This window comes from Arachnia propionica, from assembly GCF_003859805.1.
Taxonomy (GTDB): domain Bacteria; phylum Actinomycetota; class Actinomycetes; order Propionibacteriales; family Propionibacteriaceae; genus Arachnia; species Arachnia propionica_C.
The window spans coordinates 1-16,222 of the sequence record NZ_RQZG01000012.1 but is presented as its reverse complement, the minus strand read 5'-3'; the positions used below and the strand labels follow the sequence as shown (position 1 = coordinate 16,222).

16 protein-coding genes are annotated in these 16,222 nt (G+C 68.3%); 8 read left to right on the top strand and 8 right to left on the bottom strand.

Annotated elements, in window-relative coordinates; all coding sequences use genetic code 11:
* A complete protein-coding gene (locus EII34_RS10540; protein WP_185711293.1) occupies positions 1-612 on the bottom strand; it encodes a TetR/AcrR family transcriptional regulator in 612 nt (203 codons plus the stop codon).
* Positions 613-676: 64 nt separating this feature from the next.
* Between EII34_RS10540 and EII34_RS10535 the strand changes: the two genes are divergently transcribed.
* A complete protein-coding gene (locus tag EII34_RS10535; protein WP_124845120.1) occupies positions 677-1,090 on the top strand; it encodes a hypothetical protein in 414 nt (137 codons plus the stop codon).
* Positions 1,091-1,221: 131 nt separating this feature from the next.
* Positions 1,222-1,614: an SRPBCC family protein gene (locus EII34_RS10530; RefSeq protein ID WP_124845119.1), complete on the top strand. Its 393-nt coding sequence runs from the start codon at positions 1,222-1,224 to the stop codon at positions 1,612-1,614.
* Positions 1,615-1,656: 42 nt separating this feature from the next.
* Here EII34_RS10530 and EII34_RS10525 read toward each other — a convergent pair whose 3' ends face one another.
* Positions 1,657-2,004 carry an L-rhamnose mutarotase gene (locus tag EII34_RS10525; protein WP_124845118.1) on the bottom strand — a complete coding sequence of 116 codons (348 nt, stop codon included), beginning with the start codon at positions 2,002-2,004 and terminating at the stop codon, positions 1,657-1,659.
* A 164-nt stretch (positions 2,005-2,168) separates the two neighbouring features.
* Here EII34_RS10525 and EII34_RS10520 point away from each other — a divergent pair, with 164 nt between their 5' ends.
* The 4 genes from EII34_RS10520 to EII34_RS10505 all read left to right on the top strand — a co-directional run bounded on the left by EII34_RS10520 (position 2,169) and on the right by EII34_RS10505 (position 7,391).
* Entirely contained in the window at positions 2,169-4,640 is a 2,472-nt protein-coding gene (locus EII34_RS10520; protein ID WP_124845117.1) for a sodium-translocating pyrophosphatase, read from the top strand.
* Between the two features lie 109 nt (positions 4,641-4,749).
* A complete protein-coding gene (locus tag EII34_RS10515; protein WP_124845116.1) occupies positions 4,750-5,202 on the top strand; it encodes a DUF4282 domain-containing protein in 453 nt (150 codons plus the stop codon).
* Positions 5,203-5,236: 34 nt separating this feature from the next.
* A complete protein-coding gene (locus EII34_RS10510; RefSeq protein WP_124845115.1) occupies positions 5,237-6,364 on the top strand; it encodes a lipid II:glycine glycyltransferase FemX in 1,128 nt (375 codons plus the stop codon).
* Position 6,365: 1 nt separating this feature from the next.
* The gene (locus EII34_RS10505; RefSeq protein ID WP_124845114.1) at positions 6,366-7,391 is read left to right on the top strand and encodes an alanine racemase; all 1,026 of its coding nucleotides are present in this window, start codon (positions 6,366-6,368) and stop codon (positions 7,389-7,391) included.
* Position 7,392: 1 nt separating this feature from the next.
* Here EII34_RS10505 and EII34_RS15995 read toward each other — a convergent pair whose 3' ends face one another.
* The 5 genes from EII34_RS15995 to EII34_RS10485 form a co-directional block, all read right to left on the bottom strand.
* The gene (locus EII34_RS15995; RefSeq protein ID WP_185711292.1) at positions 7,393-7,533 is read right to left on the bottom strand and encodes a type II toxin-antitoxin system Phd/YefM family antitoxin; all 141 of its coding nucleotides are present in this window, start codon (positions 7,531-7,533) and stop codon (positions 7,393-7,395) included.
* Between the two features lie 36 nt (positions 7,534-7,569).
* Entirely contained in the window at positions 7,570-7,956 is a 387-nt protein-coding gene (locus EII34_RS10500; protein ID WP_124845113.1) for a hypothetical protein, read from the bottom strand.
* Positions 7,953-8,504, bottom strand: coding sequence for a hypothetical protein (locus tag EII34_RS10495; RefSeq protein ID WP_124845112.1), 552 nt, complete (start codon positions 8,502-8,504; stop codon positions 7,953-7,955). Before EII34_RS10495 ends, EII34_RS10500 begins: the two co-directional genes overlap by 4 nt.
* Before the next feature lie 31 nt (positions 8,505-8,535).
* Positions 8,536-9,948 carry a hypothetical protein gene (locus tag EII34_RS10490; RefSeq protein ID WP_124845111.1) on the bottom strand — a complete coding sequence of 471 codons (1,413 nt, stop codon included), beginning with the start codon at positions 9,946-9,948 and terminating at the stop codon, positions 8,536-8,538.
* Between the two features lie 238 nt (positions 9,949-10,186).
* Positions 10,187-12,427 (bottom strand): transglycosylase domain-containing protein, encoded by a 2,241-nt coding sequence (locus EII34_RS10485; protein WP_124845110.1) that lies wholly within the window; start codon positions 12,425-12,427, stop codon positions 10,187-10,189.
* 176 nt (positions 12,428-12,603) lie between these two features.
* Between EII34_RS10485 and EII34_RS10480 the strand changes: the two genes are divergently transcribed.
* A complete protein-coding gene (locus tag EII34_RS10480; protein WP_124845109.1) occupies positions 12,604-13,653 on the top strand; it encodes a hypothetical protein in 1,050 nt (349 codons plus the stop codon).
* Between the two features lie 192 nt (positions 13,654-13,845).
* Here the strand turns inward: EII34_RS10480 and EII34_RS10475 are convergent, their stop codons facing one another.
* Entirely contained in the window at positions 13,846-15,204 is a 1,359-nt protein-coding gene (locus EII34_RS10475; protein ID WP_260425127.1) for a haloacid dehalogenase-like hydrolase, read from the bottom strand.
* A 96-nt stretch (positions 15,205-15,300) separates the two neighbouring features.
* On the opposite strand from EII34_RS10475, the gene yaaA reads away from it, so the two are divergent.
* Positions 15,301-16,071 (top strand): peroxide stress protein YaaA, encoded by a 771-nt coding sequence (gene yaaA, locus EII34_RS10470; protein ID WP_124845108.1) that lies wholly within the window; start codon positions 15,301-15,303, stop codon positions 16,069-16,071.
* Positions 16,072-16,222 lie beyond the last annotated feature (151 nt).

Below are 16,222 nucleotides of genomic sequence, written 5' to 3'. Positions count from 1 at the left end.
TCACGAGATCAGGTCCTCCACCACCCGGGCCAGCAGGCTCCGCGCCTGATCGACGGTGACCCCGGACCCCTCGGTCAGGACGTCGAGGCACAGCCCCGAGACCACCGAGGTCAGCATCAGGGCCGCCTCCGTCACGTCGAGCGGGTCCGCTGCGGGTCGGAACCTGCTGGTGCGCTCCCGGGCGCGCAGCCTCGCCCCGTCGTCGACCAGTCGGGTGAGCCACGCCTCGACCAGGGTCCGTCGCCGACGGGTGACACCCGCCAGGTGCTCCCGGGTGGCCCCACTGGCCTCAGGTCCGGTCCCGGCCCGGTGCATGTCGAACCACATCTGCTGCCGCCAGGGCTCCTCGGGCAGGAACTGCTGGAGGCAGGCCGTCAGCCGCTCCGCCGGGGTCAGGGAGGGCTCCTGCAGCCGGGACTCGTCGATGTCCTCGCCCAGCATGCGTTCCAGCACCGCGACGTGCAGGCCACCCTGGCTCGGGAAGTGGTGCCGGAGGGTTCCCATCCCCACACCGGTCGTCGTCGCGACGGCCCGCACCGTCACCGCTCTCAGCCCGGAACGCCGGGCGATCCCGCAGGCTGCCTCAAGGATCCGTTCTCGCGTCGTCGCCATGCCCCACGCTAGCACGGCGTACCACATGATGGACGGCTGTTCCCCACCACCGTAGGCTTGCCCCATGGACGATCGGGAACAGCGGAAGGCCGACGCACTGCGTCGCCTCGAGTTGGCGGAGCAGGCGGCCGAGCTGGAGGCGTCCCGGGCGCAGGTGCTGATCGACCGGTTCATCCGCGACGCGAGGGCCGCGGGCATCGCCCCGGTGCCGTTGCAGGCCACCACCCTCGACGGCCATGTCGTCCGCACCGACAAGCAGGGCTGGTACCTGCGGCAGAACCGCTCCATCGCCATCGACACCGACGGCGGCTACCAGGTGCTCATCGTGCCGGGAGGTTTCATGGCGCGACTGAAGGGCGTGAAGCTGGAGGCGAGTCGCCCGTCGCTGCAGGTGGGGCGCGGCGGCCGCGACGGTGAGACCGGCGAGCTCAGCGAGTTCCTGTCCTGGGTGCTGGAGGGCCGGACCCCGCAGGACTGACCACCCACCCTTCACGTTCTTCCAGTTCTTCGACATTTTTGTGTCCCTGCCCCTTCCGTTCCGTGGAGCAGCCACTAGGCTGGCAGCACCGGACGCCACAGTCGACGCCCGGAGTGGACGAAAGGCACATCATGGAGACCACGGAGGCAGTCAGCGAAACCAAAGTCGTCGTGAGCCGGGTGACCGAGACCCCGCTCAAGGACGTGTGGGCCTTCATCATGAGACCCGAGGGCCAGGCCACCCTCCTCGGCGAGGGCGGGGTCCTCGGCAACAAGGGGGAGGACTGGCGGGCGACCGACGGCACCTACGGCATCACCCGCAGCTTCCACCCACTGGAGCAGATCCGCTTCTCATGGCACGGGTCTGAGGGCGCTCCCGCCACCCTGGTGGACCTGCAGCTGCACACCGAGGGTGATGGCACCCGGCTCGACCTGAGCCACGAGAACCTTCCCTCCGACGCCGACGTGACGGCGCTGGAGACGAAGTGGACCAACGCCCTGGACCAGATCGTCGCTGGTTCCTGACCCCGCTTCCCGTGGGCCGAGCGGCCTCGGCCCACGGGAGGTTCACCCCGCCTGTCGCGCCGTCTGGAGTTGATCGGCGAGGTTGAACACCTCACGCAGCGGTGTGGCGGCCTGATCCGCCCGCGTGTCGAGGCCGACGAAGAACCTGGACATCTCCGCCTCCCACCGCGCCGCGACGGGGGAGGCCGCGAGATACGCCTGCGCCGCCTCGTCGTCGTCGGTCTCGTAGTAGCCGACGAGCCTGCCGCCCTCGGCCAGGAACAGTGAGTAGTTCCTGCGGCCGGCGGCCTCGATCTCGGCCAGCATCTCCGGCCACACCGGGCTGTGCCGCGCGATGTACTCGTCCAGCAGTTCCGGCCTGACCTGCAGCTCGAAACACACCCTCGTCATCGAACACCTCCTGAAGACAACGGCACCATCATGCCCGACCCTGCATCCGCGCAGGTCAGCTGCCCGATGCACACCCCCGATGATTTCTGTCAGGGCACAGGCGTAGAGTCCTGACCACGGTGTTCGGCACGGCAGCCGAGCCCCCACACTGCAAGGGAGCAACGATGACCGAGGAGCCCAGGAGGGCAGAGACAGCTGGCAACCCACGACGGCGCTGGGCGCTTCCCGGAGCGGCGGTCGGTGTGGCGACGCTTGCCGGGTGTTCCACCGGCGGCGGTGGTGGCGGGCACGTCGGGGGCGAGGCGAATCTGCAGCTGCCCGACCTGAACTCCGTGACGCTGCTCGGTCTGCCGGGCGGCACCCTGCTCGGGCTGGGGCTCATCGTGTGCGCACTGGGGCTCGGTTTCGGCATCCTCACCTACGCGCAGCTGCAGCGGATGCCCGCCCATCAGGCGATGCGTGAGGTCTCCGAGCTGATCTACGACACCTGCAGGACGTACCTGAAGCAGCAGGGCCGGTTCCTGATGCTGCTGTGGGCGTTCATCGCGGCCATCATCGTCGTGTACTACCTGTTCCTGGCGAACTTCGGGGTGGGCAGGACGGCCGTGGTGATCCTGTTCTCCCTCATCGGCATGGGGGGCTCCTACGCGGTGGCCTGGTACGGCATCCGCGTCAACACCCTGGCGAACTCGCGCACCGCGCACGCCGCGATGTCGGGACGCCCCTACCCGTGCCACGACATCCCGTTGCGTTCCGGGATGAGCATCGGCATGGTGCTGATCTCCGTGGAACTGGCGATGATGCTGGTCATCATGGTGTTCCTGCCCGGGGAGATCGCGGGCGCCTGCTTCCTGGGCTTCGCCATCGGTGAGTCGCTGGGGGCCTCGGCACTGCGCATCGCGGGCGGCATCTTCACCAAGATCGCCGACATCGGTGCGGACCTGATGAAGATCGTCTTCCACATCAAGGAGGACGACGCCCGCAACCCGGGTGTGATCGCCGACTGCACCGGGGACAACGCCGGCGACTCCGTCGGCCCCTCCGCCGATGGTTTCGAGACCTACGGCGTCACCGGGGTGGCACTGATCACCTTCATCCTGCTCGGGGTCTCGGACCCCCTGGTCCAGGTCCAGCTGCTGGTGTGGATCTTCGTCATCCGCGCCGTCATGGTGGTGGCCTCCGGCATCTCCTACTACGTCAACGCGGCCATGACCCGGGCCAGGTACGCGACCGCCACCGAGATGGACTTCGAGAAGCCCCTGACCAACCTGGTGTGGATCACCTCGGTGCTGTGCATCATCCTCACCTTCGTCACCTCGGCGATGCTCATCAGTGGGCTGGGCGACGGCCTGTGGTGGAAGCTGTCCCTCATCGTCAGCTGCGGCACCCTGGCCGGTGCCCTGATCCCGGAGCTGGTGAAGGTGTTCACCTCCACCAATGCCCGGCACACCCGTGAGGTGGTGGTCTCCTCCAACCAGGGCGGGGCCTCCCTCAACATCCTCTCCGGCCTGGTGGCGGGCAACTTCTCCGCCTACTGGATCGGCTTGGCCATCACGGCACTGATGGGGCTGGCCTACCTCATCTCGACGCTGGGTCTGGATGCCATCATGATCGCCCCGGCCGTGTTCGCCTTCGGTCTGGTGGCCTTCGGCTTCCTCGGGATGGGGCCGGTGACCATCGCCGTCGACTCCTACGGTCCGGTCACCGACAACGCCCAGTCGGTGTTCGAGCTGTCAACCATCGAGGAGCTGCCCGGCATCCACGACGACCTGCAGCGCGAGTACGGCATCGATGCGGACTTCGAGCGGGCCAAGCACTTCCTGGAGGCCAACGACGGCGCGGGCAACACCTTCAAGGCCACGGCGAAACCGGTGCTCATCGGTACCGCCGTCGTGGGGGCCACCACCATGATCTTCTCCATCATGATGGGGCTGACCAACCGCCTCACGGAGGGTCTGGAGAACCTGTCGCTGCTGCACGCCCCGTTCCTGCTCGGGCTGCTGCTGGGCGGGGCGGTCATCTACTGGTTCACCGGTGCGTCGATGCAGGCCGTCACGACCGGGGCGTACCGCGCCGTGGAGTTCATCCGCACCAACATGCATCTCGACGGTGAGACGAAGGCCTCCCCCGAGGACTCCAACAAGGTGGTGGCCATCTGCACCCAGTACGCGCAGAAGGGCATGTTCAACATCTTCCTCGGGGTGTTCTTCGCCACCCTGGCGTTCGCCTTCGCGGAGCCGTTCCTGTTCATCGGGTTCCTTGTCGCGATGGCCCTGTTCGGTCTGTACCAGGCCATCTTCATGGCCAATGCCGGTGGGGCCTGGGACAACGCCAAGAAACTGGTCGAGGTGGATCTCGCCGCGAAGGGCACCGGGCTGCACGACGCCACCGTCGTGGGCGACACCGTCGGGGATCCCTACAAGGACACCTCCTCGGTGGCGCTCAACCCGGTCATCAAGTTCTCGACGCTGTTCGGGCTGCTGGCGGTGGAGCTGGCGGTGGCGATCAGCGCCCAGGGCGCCGGGACGGTGGCACACGTGTTGGCCGGGCTGTTCCTGCTGGTCTCCGGGTACTTCGTGTACCGCTCGTTCTACGGGATGCGGATCGGCGAGGACCTGAAGGACATCCAGGTCTGACATTCCTTTGGCCAGGTGTCGGGGTGGCGGCGTCGTTCGGGTGTCGCTGCCACCCCGAACCATGGAAGGGTTCTTGTGATCCCCTCGATCTCCTCGGAAGGATTGGTGCATGAGCAACCAGCAACCCTACGACCCGAACGTCTCCGGCAACGTGTGGGAGCAGTCCCAGCCCACCGGCAACGTGTGGGACCAGCAGGCGATGGAGGCCTGGGGCACCCCGGCCCAGCAACAGCAGCAGGCCCCGGCCGCTCCCCCGCCGCCTCCGCCCGCCCCCAATCCCGTCGCGGTGTACTTCCGGTCCCTGTTCGACTTCACGTTCGGCTCACTGCTCACCCTGCGTGCGGTGAAGATCGCGTACCTGGTGCTGCTCATCGCCCTCGGGGTGCTGCTGCTCACCGACACGATCGGGGCCTTCACCATCGACGCCGGGACCGGTGTGCTGCGGCTGTTCACCTCCGCGGTGCTGTTCCTCGCCGTGGCGACGGCGCTCCGGGTGGCGCTGGAGGTGGCGGTGGCGGTGGTCCGCAGTTCCGAGGAGATCCGCTCCCAGCTCCACCGGTAGGCGAGCAGACCCGGGAAGCCGGTAGGTTTGGGGCGTGAGCATCACCGTCCGCCCCATCTCCGCCGCCCAACACCTCGCGTTCATCGAGGCGCGCGGCGAGGCCAGTTTCCTGCAGCTTCCCGCCTGGGGACAGGTCAAGCCCGAGTGGCGCAGCCAGTCCATCGGTTTCTTCGACGGTGACGTGCTCACCGGCGTCGGTCTCATCCTGTTGAGGCAGCTGCCGAGGCTGAGACGTCACCTGGCCTACCTGCCGGAGGGTCCGGTGCTGGACTGGGAACGCCCCGATGTGGCGGAGCACCTGGACGCGCTCGTCGCCCACGCCAGGAGGGAGAAGGCGTTCGCGGTCAGGATCGGCCCGACGGTGGTGCACCGTCGCTGGCTGGCCCCAACCGTCAAGGAGGCCATCGCGGACGAGAAGATCTCCGTGCTCTCGGAGGCGACCCCTGACGAGACGACGCTGGTCGGCACCCGCCTGATCCGCTCCTTGGAGCATCTCGGCTGGCAGCCGCAGGGGGAGGGCCACGGGTTCGCCGCCGGTCAGCCGAAGTTCAACTACCAGGTGCGGCTGACCGGTGCCGACGGCGGGGCACTGACCGATGAGCAGCTGCTGAAGGGCATGAACCAGCTGTGGCGGCGCAACATCAAGAAGGCCGACAAGATGGGGGTCACGGTGACGCGTGGGGAACGCGCGGACCTGGCCCGGTTCCACGAGATCTACCTGGAGACCGCGGCCCGTGACGGTTTCACCGGGCGGGGGCTCGGCTACTTCGAGACGATGTGGGATGCGCTGAACGGCGAGACCCCGGATCGGATGCGGGTCTACCTGGCCGAGCACGAGGGTGACCTGGTGGCCGCGACCACCTGGATCCGGGTGGGCCGTCACGCCTGGTACTCCTACGGGGCCTCCACCACGGCGAAGCGGGAGGTGCGTGGCTCGAACGCCATCCAGTGGCAGATGATGCGTGACGCCCGCGATGCCGGGGCAACTGTCTACGACCTGCGTGGCATCACCGAGGGGCTTTCCGCCGACGACCCGGAGATCGGCCTCATCCAGTTCAAGGTGGGCACGGGCGGCGAGGCCGTGGCCCACGTCGGGGAGTGGGACCGACCCATCAATCCCCTGCTGTACTTCGCCTTCCAGCAGTACCTGAAGCGACGGTGACATGACTCTCAGCCTCAACATCGACACACGTGCCTGGCGTGCCAACGTCAAGGCGGTCCACGACGAGTTCCCCGGTCTGGTCCCGGTGGCCAAGGGCAACGGGTACGGTTTCGGCCTCGACGTGCTGGCCCGTGAGGCCGCCCGGATGAACGACGACTGCATCGCCGTCGGGATCGCCCAGGAGGTCGCGGTGGTGCGGGCCGCCGGGTGGAGTCGTGACGTCGTCGTGCTGAACCCGTGGCGCCCCTTCGACCCCGTCGCGACGGCGTTGCTGGAGGACCCGGGGGTGATCTCCACCATCTCACGGCTGGAGGACCTCGACGAGGTGTCGCGGTCACACCCCAGGGCCCGGGTGCTGGTGGAGATCAGGACCTCGATGAACCGGCACGGCATCACGGCCGAGGAGATCGCCTCGGTGGGGCTCGGGTCGTTGACCTTCGAGGGCTGGTCGCTGCACTTCCCGCCGACGGGGGTGCTGGCCGAGGCGCAGCAGCTGGCCTCGGCCGCCGTCGCGCAGCAGCGTGGCGCGGTGTGGGTGTCCCACCTGAACGCATTGGACTACCGCAGGCTGCGCACCCATCTGGGGGTGCGCACCCGGATGCGGATGGGCACGAGGCTGTGGATGGGAGAACCAACGGCGTTGACCACCACCGCGACGGTGCTGGACGTGCACCGGACCTCGCGGGGCAGCCGCCACGGCTACCACCAGATGCGGGCCTCCCGCGACGGGTGGATCGTCGTGGTCTCGGGTGGTACGGCGCACGGGGTCGCGCTGGCGGCCCCGCCGTCGCAGAAGAGCCTGAGGTCGCGTGGGGTGACGGTGGCGCAGGGGATGCTGGACGCGGTGGGCATGTCGTTGTCGCCGTTCACCGTCGCCGGGAAGAAGCGGCCGTTCGCGGAGCCCCCGCACATGCACGCCTCGATGCTGTTCGTCGGTGGGGCCGAGCCGGGGGTGAAGGTCGGCGACGAGGTCCCGGTCACCTGCAGGCTGACCACCACGACCTTCGACGAGTTGCGCTGGAACTGATTCAGTCCTTCACGGGATCGACCGTGCTGATCCGCCAGCGTGGCCTGCCTCGTTCGGTCACGATGACGTCATTGTCGTCGTCAACCTGCTGAAGGGTGGCGGCCGTGTCCTGGTTCAGCTCGCGTTTGGTGACCGTACGCACGGAACCAGAAGCAGTACATTCGTCAGACATTCACGGTCAGTGGATCGCCCACCCCACCGACAGCAGTACCACGACCACGAGGAACAAGGCCCACTGGGCTTGTCGAGCGTAGTCCTCCCGCCTCGCCCCGGATGCCACCAGAGTGACCAGCCAGGCGATGAGGTAGCCCACCTGGAGGACCAGCAGGATTGCGACCAGCGCCCAGGAGAAAGGGATCACCTCGAGACCGAGCAGCAGGATGACCGCCCCCTGCACCAGCAGGTCGATGCTGGCCATGTGGAAGACACAGCGTCCGGTGAGCCAATGGCCGAAGTGGTCGCGGGTGGCGGGGCGGAGCTGGCGCTGCTCCCTGTCCCCGGCGACGACGTGGACCGCGCAGGCCGCGAGCAGCAGGAGACCGGCGATGAGGAAGGGAAGGTTCATGACTCCCGCTCGGCCCGGTTGCGGATCGCGGCGATCATCTCCCTGCGGATCAGGGTGCTCCCGGCCCGGATGAGGGTCCAGTAGGCGCGGAACAGGACCGCGGCGGACCGACTCGTCGGCTGGCACAGCGTGCGGGTCTCGATGAGGGTGCGGGAGTCGTCGGTGGGGGTGAGGCACCACTCCATGCCGTACCTGAGCCACCCCGGTTCGTCGAAGGCGACGAAGTCGTCGAAGGAACCGACGCGGCGGGTGCGCGGGACGGGCGACCACGGCTTCCCGATCATCGCGAGAACGCAGGAGCGGGGCGCCTCCTGCAGCATGACCGCGTACGGGGCGAACAGGTCCAGGCAGGTGACGTCGTCGGTGACCCGGCCGAGCCCTCGTAGCCGCATGAGGACGCTGCCGACGGGCAGGTCGTCCCAGCGCAGCGCGACGAGGGCCTCCCAGACCTTCTCGACAGGGGCAGCGACGACCCCGAGATGCGCGCTGCGCACCGATCCGGCCCCGAGAACCCGGCCCAGCGGCCCTGACACGGCTCGTGATCCCATACCCATCAACCCTACTGCCGTGGGCAAGGGCTCACGGCCGGTGGCGGTCCGGGATTCCCGTGGTCCCGGGCACTGTCTCGAGGAGCGGCCCGTCGATGCCGGCGAGCCGCTCGCCGTCGTTGAGGACGCCGCCGATCGGGTCCGGGATGCCCGGGGTGCGGAGGCCGTCGCGGATCGGATGGGCGGCATCGCGCACGCACCGGACGAAGATCCAGATCTCCACCCCCACCCGGATGAGCAGGGTGAGGAAGTACAGGTTCGGGTTGCTGCTGAGGTGCCCGGCCAGGTACCCCCACACCGCCGCCCAGTAGAGCACCTGCGTGACGCTGAAGGCCACGAGTTCGAGACGGTACGGCCTGGCCAGCACCAGCACGACCAGCAGCCACAGCGAGGTCTGCGGCCCGTAGGACGCGCCGAGGAGCACCGTCGGGAACACGAACAGGGCGATGACGACGCCGACGCGTGGCCTCAGGTGTCTGAGATACAGCCACACCATGAGACACGCCAGGGTCAGGCTGGTCAGCAGGAGACCCAACGAGCCGGCCGAGCGCACCTCCCAGCCGACCATCCTGCCCGCGAACAACAGCGACCCGTAGCCGACCTCCTTGTCCATCTCCGCACGGTAGAACTCCAGCAGGGCCACCGGCTGCCACACCAGCAGCGGCAGGTTCACCACGACGACGCTGCCCACCGTCGGCAACACGAACTGCATCAGCTGCCGCGACCTGCCCCGCAGGGCGATGGTGAAGGCCACGGCCAGGGCCACGGTCAGCGCCAGCAACGAGGCCCCGGCGGCCAGCCCGAGAACCAGTCCGGCGACGGCGGGCCGTCGTCTGGCGAACTGGAGCAGTCCCACCGCCACCAGGGCGATGCCCAGCAGGTCGTAGGAGATCAACCCGGAGGCCAGCACCACCGGGGAGGCCGCGACCAGCATCCCGTCCCAACCGGGGACCCGTGACTCCCGGGAGCCACGGCCGAGGAAACTGACACACACCACCACCACGAGGAAGCTGACGAACAGCACCAGCATCATCACGGCGAGGAACACCTGCGCCTGGGCCAGCTGCAGATCGACGGCCTGCGGACTGCCCGGGGTCAGGCCGGGGTCGCCGGGACGCAGCACCAGGGTCAGCCGCACCGCGAGCAGCAGCACCAGCCCCAGCAGGGGCGGGTGGAGCATCGGTGATCCCTGAAGCGGGGAGTCCCCCGCCCCGAAGTGCTCATTGGTCCAGGCCACCGTGATGTCGGAGTAGCACAACCGGATGAACGCGTTGACGGTCTCGGTGGAGCTGGTCTGCACGCACGGCACCTGACGCAGCGCCAGCACGATGAACAGCCCGACCCCGACGACGAGGCTCCACCGCAGCGGGTTGAACCACTGGCCCCGCGGGCGGGCGTACCGCCCCATCGGCCCCCCGAGCCCGGCAACCAGCGCATTCCTCATGGGGAAACTCTAAGGGGTGGGCCAGCCCTGCCGCCCATCTCAGCTCGTGGCCCCGCAGCCACCCACCCCTGCCGACGTCCTGTCGTCCCTCACCTGCGATTCGTGTCCACAAAGTGTGGGTCCGTGGGCAACGGACCGTCGGGCAGCAGCCCCTCGGACCTGCGGGTGACCGGGGAACTCGGCCCCGACCAGCGCGTGGGTGGGCGACCGCGGCCCGGGCGACGGCGTGGTCGTCGCGCTACTCGTTCTCCCCCTCGTTGTTGGTCGAGCTGGGTTCCGGGGCCGGTTCGGTCGGGGTGCGACTCGGCCTCGGGGCCTCCGACTGCGTGGGTTCCTTCGTCGGTCTCGGTTCCCTCGGCGTCTCCGAGGGCTCCCGGCTCGGTTCCCTCGTCGGGGCCTGCGTCGTCGGGACGGGTTCAGGGTCCTGCCCCCCGGTCGGGACCTCCGTCGGGCTCTCGGTGGGGGTCTCGGTCTCCGTCGGCTGCTCCGGCTGGACCACCGTCGACGACGGGCTGGGCGAGGCCGACCTGCCGTCGATCTTCTTCGGGGCGTCGAAGTCCAGCACCTCCATCCCCTCCGAGACGGTGGTCATGTGATCCACCCACGTCATGAGCGGGTAGGACGACCCGAAGAAGGTCTTGTCCTGCGGGCGCTTGTACGGATCGAGGTCCTCGTTGCCGGAGTCGCCCGCCACGTACATCACGGCCGTCGAGACCTGCCGGGTGTAGCCGACGAACCAGGCGGAGGTGATGTCGTCGCCCACACCGTTGGTGCCGGTCTTGCCCGCGACGGGCCGCTTCAGTGCCGAGGCCTTCTTGCCGGTGCCCTCCTCGACCACCGAGGTCAGGGCGTCGGTGACATTGGCCGCGACGTTCGCGTCGATGTTCTGCGCCGGCTCCTGTTTCGCCTCGTAGAGGATGTTGCCGTGCCGGTCGGTGACCTTCGCGACGAAGTGGGTCGGCTTGTACTTCCCGCCGTCGGCCAGGGTCGCGTAGGCGTTGGCCATGTTCAGCGGGCTGACCTCCGCCGCACCGAGCGCGATGCGGTTGTTCGGGTCCCAGCCCGGACCTTCCGGCGCGCCCGCGTCGTTGGCGGCCTTGATGACCTCCTGCGGCCCGTCCTTGATCTCCTGGGTCATGTCCACGAAGGCCGTGTTGATGGATTCGGCGATGGACCTGCGCAGTGTCACGTCACCGTACTGGTGGCTGAACTCGTTGCGGACGGGCTTCGGGTCGCCGCGCGGGGTGAAGGTGTCGCCCTTGAGGATGCTGTCCAGCGAGTACCCGTTGCGCAGCCCAGCGACGGCGGCGAAGGTCTTGAACGTCGACGCGGCCGGGCGGGGGGTCGTCGCCCAGTTCCGGGAGTTCTCCACGTAGTCGGGCCCACCGTAGAGGGCCAGTACCCCGCCCGTGCCGGTGTCCACCGAGGCGATGCCGATGTGGAGCTGTGCCGGGTCCTGCGGGGTCGAGGCGTCGGCGGCGGCCTGCTCGGTGTACTTCTGGGCGGTCTCGACGGCGCTGTTCTGCATCGCCTCGTTGATGGTCGAGGTGACGTGGAGACCACCACCCTGGACCTGCTCCTCACTGAACCCGAGGGCGTCCAGCTCGGACTCGATCTGGGTGATGAGGAATCCCTTCGGCCCGCCGTAGCGGTTCGACTTCGGCACCTCGGGGAATTCCGGTAGCGCGGCCTGGTTGGCGTCGTGCTCGGCCTGGGTGATGTATCCCTCGGCCAGCATCTGCTTCAGCACGTACTGGTAGCGGCCCAGCAGGCGTTCACGGTGCTTGTCACCGCCCGATGGGTTGAACCCGGCCGGGTTGTTGAGGATGGCGGCCAGCGTGGCCGCCTCGGCGAGGCTGAGCTCCGCCGCCGGCTTCAGGAAGTACGATTTCGCGGCGGCCTCGATGCCGTAGGCGCCGCGCCCGAAGTAGATGGTGTTGAGGTAGCCCTCCAGGATCTGTTCCTTCGGCACCTCCCGCCCCATCTTGATGGCGAGTATCAGCTCCCGGATCTTGCGTTGGGCGCTGCGTTCCGAGTTGAGGTAGAGGATCTTGATGTACTGCTGGGTGATGGTGGAACCGCCCTGCACCTCGCCGCCACGGGCGATGCTCCACATGCCGCGCGCCATGCCGGTGAGGGAGAAACCGGGATCGGTGAAGAACGACGAGTTCTCGGCTGCGATCACTGCGTCCTTGACCACCTGCGGCATCTCCGCGTAGGTGAGGGTGACGCGGTTCTGGACGGCGAGTGAGCCCAGCTGTGTGCTGCCGTCGTCGTAGTAGAGGAAGGTGGTGTTGGTGGTGAAGTCGCTGTTCGGGTCCGGCAGTTTGGTGGTGGAGTAGAGGTAGAAGAAGGTGCCGACCCCGGTGAGTCCGAGCACGATGAGCAGGGCCACGAAGCCCAGGGCGATCCGCCCCAGGATCTTCCGTGCCCGGGACTTGCTGCGGCGGGCCTTCGGCTTCTTCTTCTCCTCAGACATGGGGTCCAGACTACGGCCCGGGATCAAGGTTTCCCACCCCGGGGGCCGCGGTGGACATGTCTCACCTGGCCGAAAGTACAATGATCTACGACGTGATCTCGGCCTCGAGAATGTCCGAACGTGACGGACAAACCGCTGTCAAGACAGCGTCAACGTCTGCCGCCACGATGGGTGGCATGCCTGATTCCTCCTCGTCCTCACCCATCTCCTGCTCCCCCGTCGCGGTCCTGACCGGGGAACATCGCGTGATCCCTGCCGTCCTGACCGACGACCGCACCCTGCTGCTCGCCGCCGATGGCTCGGTGACCAGGGTCGTCGACGACGGTCTCGAGGAGCGCGGTCACCGGTTGGACTGCGCGTCGGGGCCGGTGGTCGCGGCGGTGCGCGGTGACCTGCTGGTGGCCCAGGAGAGTGACGGGCTGCGGTGCCGCGACGCCGAGTCCTGGGCCGAGCGCTGGGTGAGTCCGCTCGAGGCCGAGCAGGTCTGTCCCGGCCTGGACGGCTCGCTGGTGTGGGTGGTGGAGCGGCTGGAGCCGGAGCACATCAAACTGCACTGCCTGGATGCCACGAACGGCGTGGCCGTCGCGGTGGCGGACATGATGGACCCGTTCTTCGCGTCGATCACGCAGCTGGATGTCGTCACGGTGACCACCACGCCGGGCGCGCAGCAGATGATGCTGAACCTCGGTGGTGGGCAGGACGGCATCGGGTCGTGGCTGTTGACCCTGACCCAGGGGGTGGGCCGGAAGGAGGTCCGCGCCACGCAGCTGTTCCCCCGCCAGGATCGGGCACAGGTGGCGTGGTCCCCGTCGGGACGGCGGGCCCTCGTGTGGGACAACGACGACCACCGCTACCTCAGCTGCGACTGGGCGGGTGTGAGGCCCACGGTCACCGCCGAGGGGGACACGGAGATCTTCGACGAGGTCGACGGGGTCGGCTTCTGGGAGACCTTCCTGACCGAGGACCTGGCGCTGGTGCGAAGCGGCGACGGCCGCGTCTGGACCTTCGATCCGGCGACGTTGACGCTCGGGCGCGAACTCCAGGTCGAGGGCTTCCCGCTGGTCACCGCCCGCGAGATCTTCGGTCGTGACAGCGAGTACACCATGTCCCCGTTCCATCACGCGGGGCGCGCAGGACGGCACCTGGCACTCACCACCTGGGCCGGGCCTGACGGCAGCCAGCAGACCGTCGTCGTGGAGGTCGCGGACATCGTCGCGGCGCTGTGACCGGGACCGGAGGGTGGGTGCTGCCCCGGTGGTGCACGAACCGCCGCTCTGCTTCCACCCCGCAATCGGCGGCGAACCGTCGAACATCTGCGAGTCGTGTCTGGGGCGCGGGGGTGGGGAGCACCGTCGACCGCCCCGTCAGGATCTCCCCGTTCCCATCCCGGGACGACGATCGCTTCCCGCGTGTCAGGCTCAGCGGTGGACCGTGTCCTGCTGGTCCTCGATGAGGTTCCCGGCGATGTCCTTCAGCGGACCCTTCCCGCCGTCGGGCAGGATCTCACCGGCGGTGGAGCAGGGGTAGGGATCGTCCTCCTGGTCCTCGGGATCGATGAACATCGGGTTGATGAGCCACTTGCCGTCCTCGTTGTCATAGGCGTGACACATCAGCTCCGTCTTGTTGCGGTTGATGGCGAGCCTCAGCTCCGTGGCGTCGATCATGAAGGAGACATCGGTGTCGGAGTCCCCCGCGCCGAAGACGGCCCGCTTGTCCTCGGGGGCCGGGTCGAAGGCGGCCGGACCGGTGATGCCGAAGATCTGCTCGTTGACGCGGCACCGCTTGCCCTCGATGTAGGTCATCGACGTCTCGTCCCCACCGCACGCGGTGAGGGTGCTGGTGAGCCGGTCGCCGTCGTGGACGACGGTCACCCCCATCACCTTGTCCCCCTCGAGCCCGAGCGACTCGGCCCACACCCGCACCACCGGCTCCGACGACGCGGAGACGATCCGCACGTCGAAACCACGGGCCTGCATCACCTGGATCAGGTCGGTGACCTGGTCGTAGTGGCGCACCCAACCGGTGACGTCCTCGCTGCCGACCTGCTGCTGCGTGCCCTCGGGGGCGTTCAGGTTCTGGTCGCGTGCCTGACGGGCGAAGTCCATCACCTCGGCGTCGGTGTACCCGGCGAGCAGCTGCGCGGCGAAGGCGTACTGAGGTTCGATCCGTCGCGCGTTGTACCCGGCGAAGGCCTTCAGGTCGGCGGTGGTCTCGCCGTCGGAGTAGACCTCGAGGATCTCGTCGGCGCAGGCCATCCCCGCCGGGGTGTCGGTGGGCAGTGGTTGGCCGGGCTCGGCCAGGGCCCCGCACGCCGTCGTCAGTGCCTGTGCCGCCTCCGGGGTGAGCCAGGTGCTGACCGTGGCCCAGTCGGCGGGTTGCAGCACCTTGCCGTTGGCGATCATCCAGTAGGTGGTGGCGTCCCCGATGTCGTTCTTGACGACGGTGTTGTCCCAGTCGAACAGTGCGAGTGGGGCCCCGGAGGCGACGTCACCGGCACCACCGCAGGTGCCCAGCCGGGTGAGCATCTCGCTCAGCCTCTGGTGGTTGTCGCCGTACCAGCCGGGATCGACGGCGAGGTCGGGGCAGTCCCCGGCACCGGTCGTCGACGTCGTCGCCGCTGTCGTGGTGCTCCCCGCCGTCGCAGCCGACGTCGGGGCCGGATCGGCCTGGTTCCCACCACCGCCACAGCCAGCCAGCAGCACTGCTGTCAACGTCAGGGCGGTCAGTCCCGGTCGCACGTCCATGTTGTCCTCATTCCCCATGTGATGCCCGCTCATGGAGGCGTCCTCGCCTCCATCGATCACGATAGTCCTGACCTCGCCGGACTCCCAGACCAGTTTCGATCTTTCGACCCCGACCAGTCACAATGAGGGATGCTCGCTGTCATCTCGCCCGCCAAGACCCTGGACCTGACCTCCCCGCTTCCCACCCGCAACCACACCGAACCGCGGCTGGTGGCGGAGTCTGCCCGGCTGATCGACGTGATGCGGGAGAAGTCGCCGCAGGAGATCGCCGCGTTGATGCGCATCTCCGACGACCTGGCGCACCTCAACGCGGCGCGCTACCACGACTTCGACCCCGAGCACACCCCGGACAACGCCCGCCCCGCCGTCCTGACCTTCGCCGGGGACGTCTACCAGGGCCTGGACGCCCAGTCGTTCACCACGCGCGACTTCACGGAGGCCCAGAAGACGCTGCGGATCCTGTCCGGACTGTACGGGCTGCTGCGCCCGCTGGACCTGATCCAGCCGCACCGGCTGGAGATGGGCACGAAGCTGGCGACGGCGCGGGGCAGGAACCTCCATGACTGGTGGGGCAGCACCGTCACCGATCTGCTGGCCGAGGACCTGGCCGCCTCGCCGGGCGCGCAGGTGCTGGTCAACCTGGCCTCGCAGGAGTACTTCGGTGTCGTCGATCCCGAGCGTCTCGGCGTGAAGGTGATCTCCCCGCGCTTCGAGGACCGCGGCCGCGACGGCGTACCGCGGGTGGTCAGCTTCCACGCCAAGCGGGCCCGGGGCACGATGGCGGCCTGGCTGATCCGGAACCGGGTCCGCACCGTCGCCGCCCTCCACGACTTCGCCGAGGACGGCTACACCCTCGACGACGCCCGCTCCACCGATCAGGTCCCGGTCTTCCATAGATGATCCGGACTGCAGGAGTCAAATCTTGAACGAAAGTTGGGGCGTTATTCACGAAGGTTTTTGTCATTGGGTTCTCAGGAGTTCGAGTTGGGTGACGATCCGGATGATGGCGGGGAGTTCGTTGAGGCGTCCTCGGTGGCCGGTGGCGAGTATT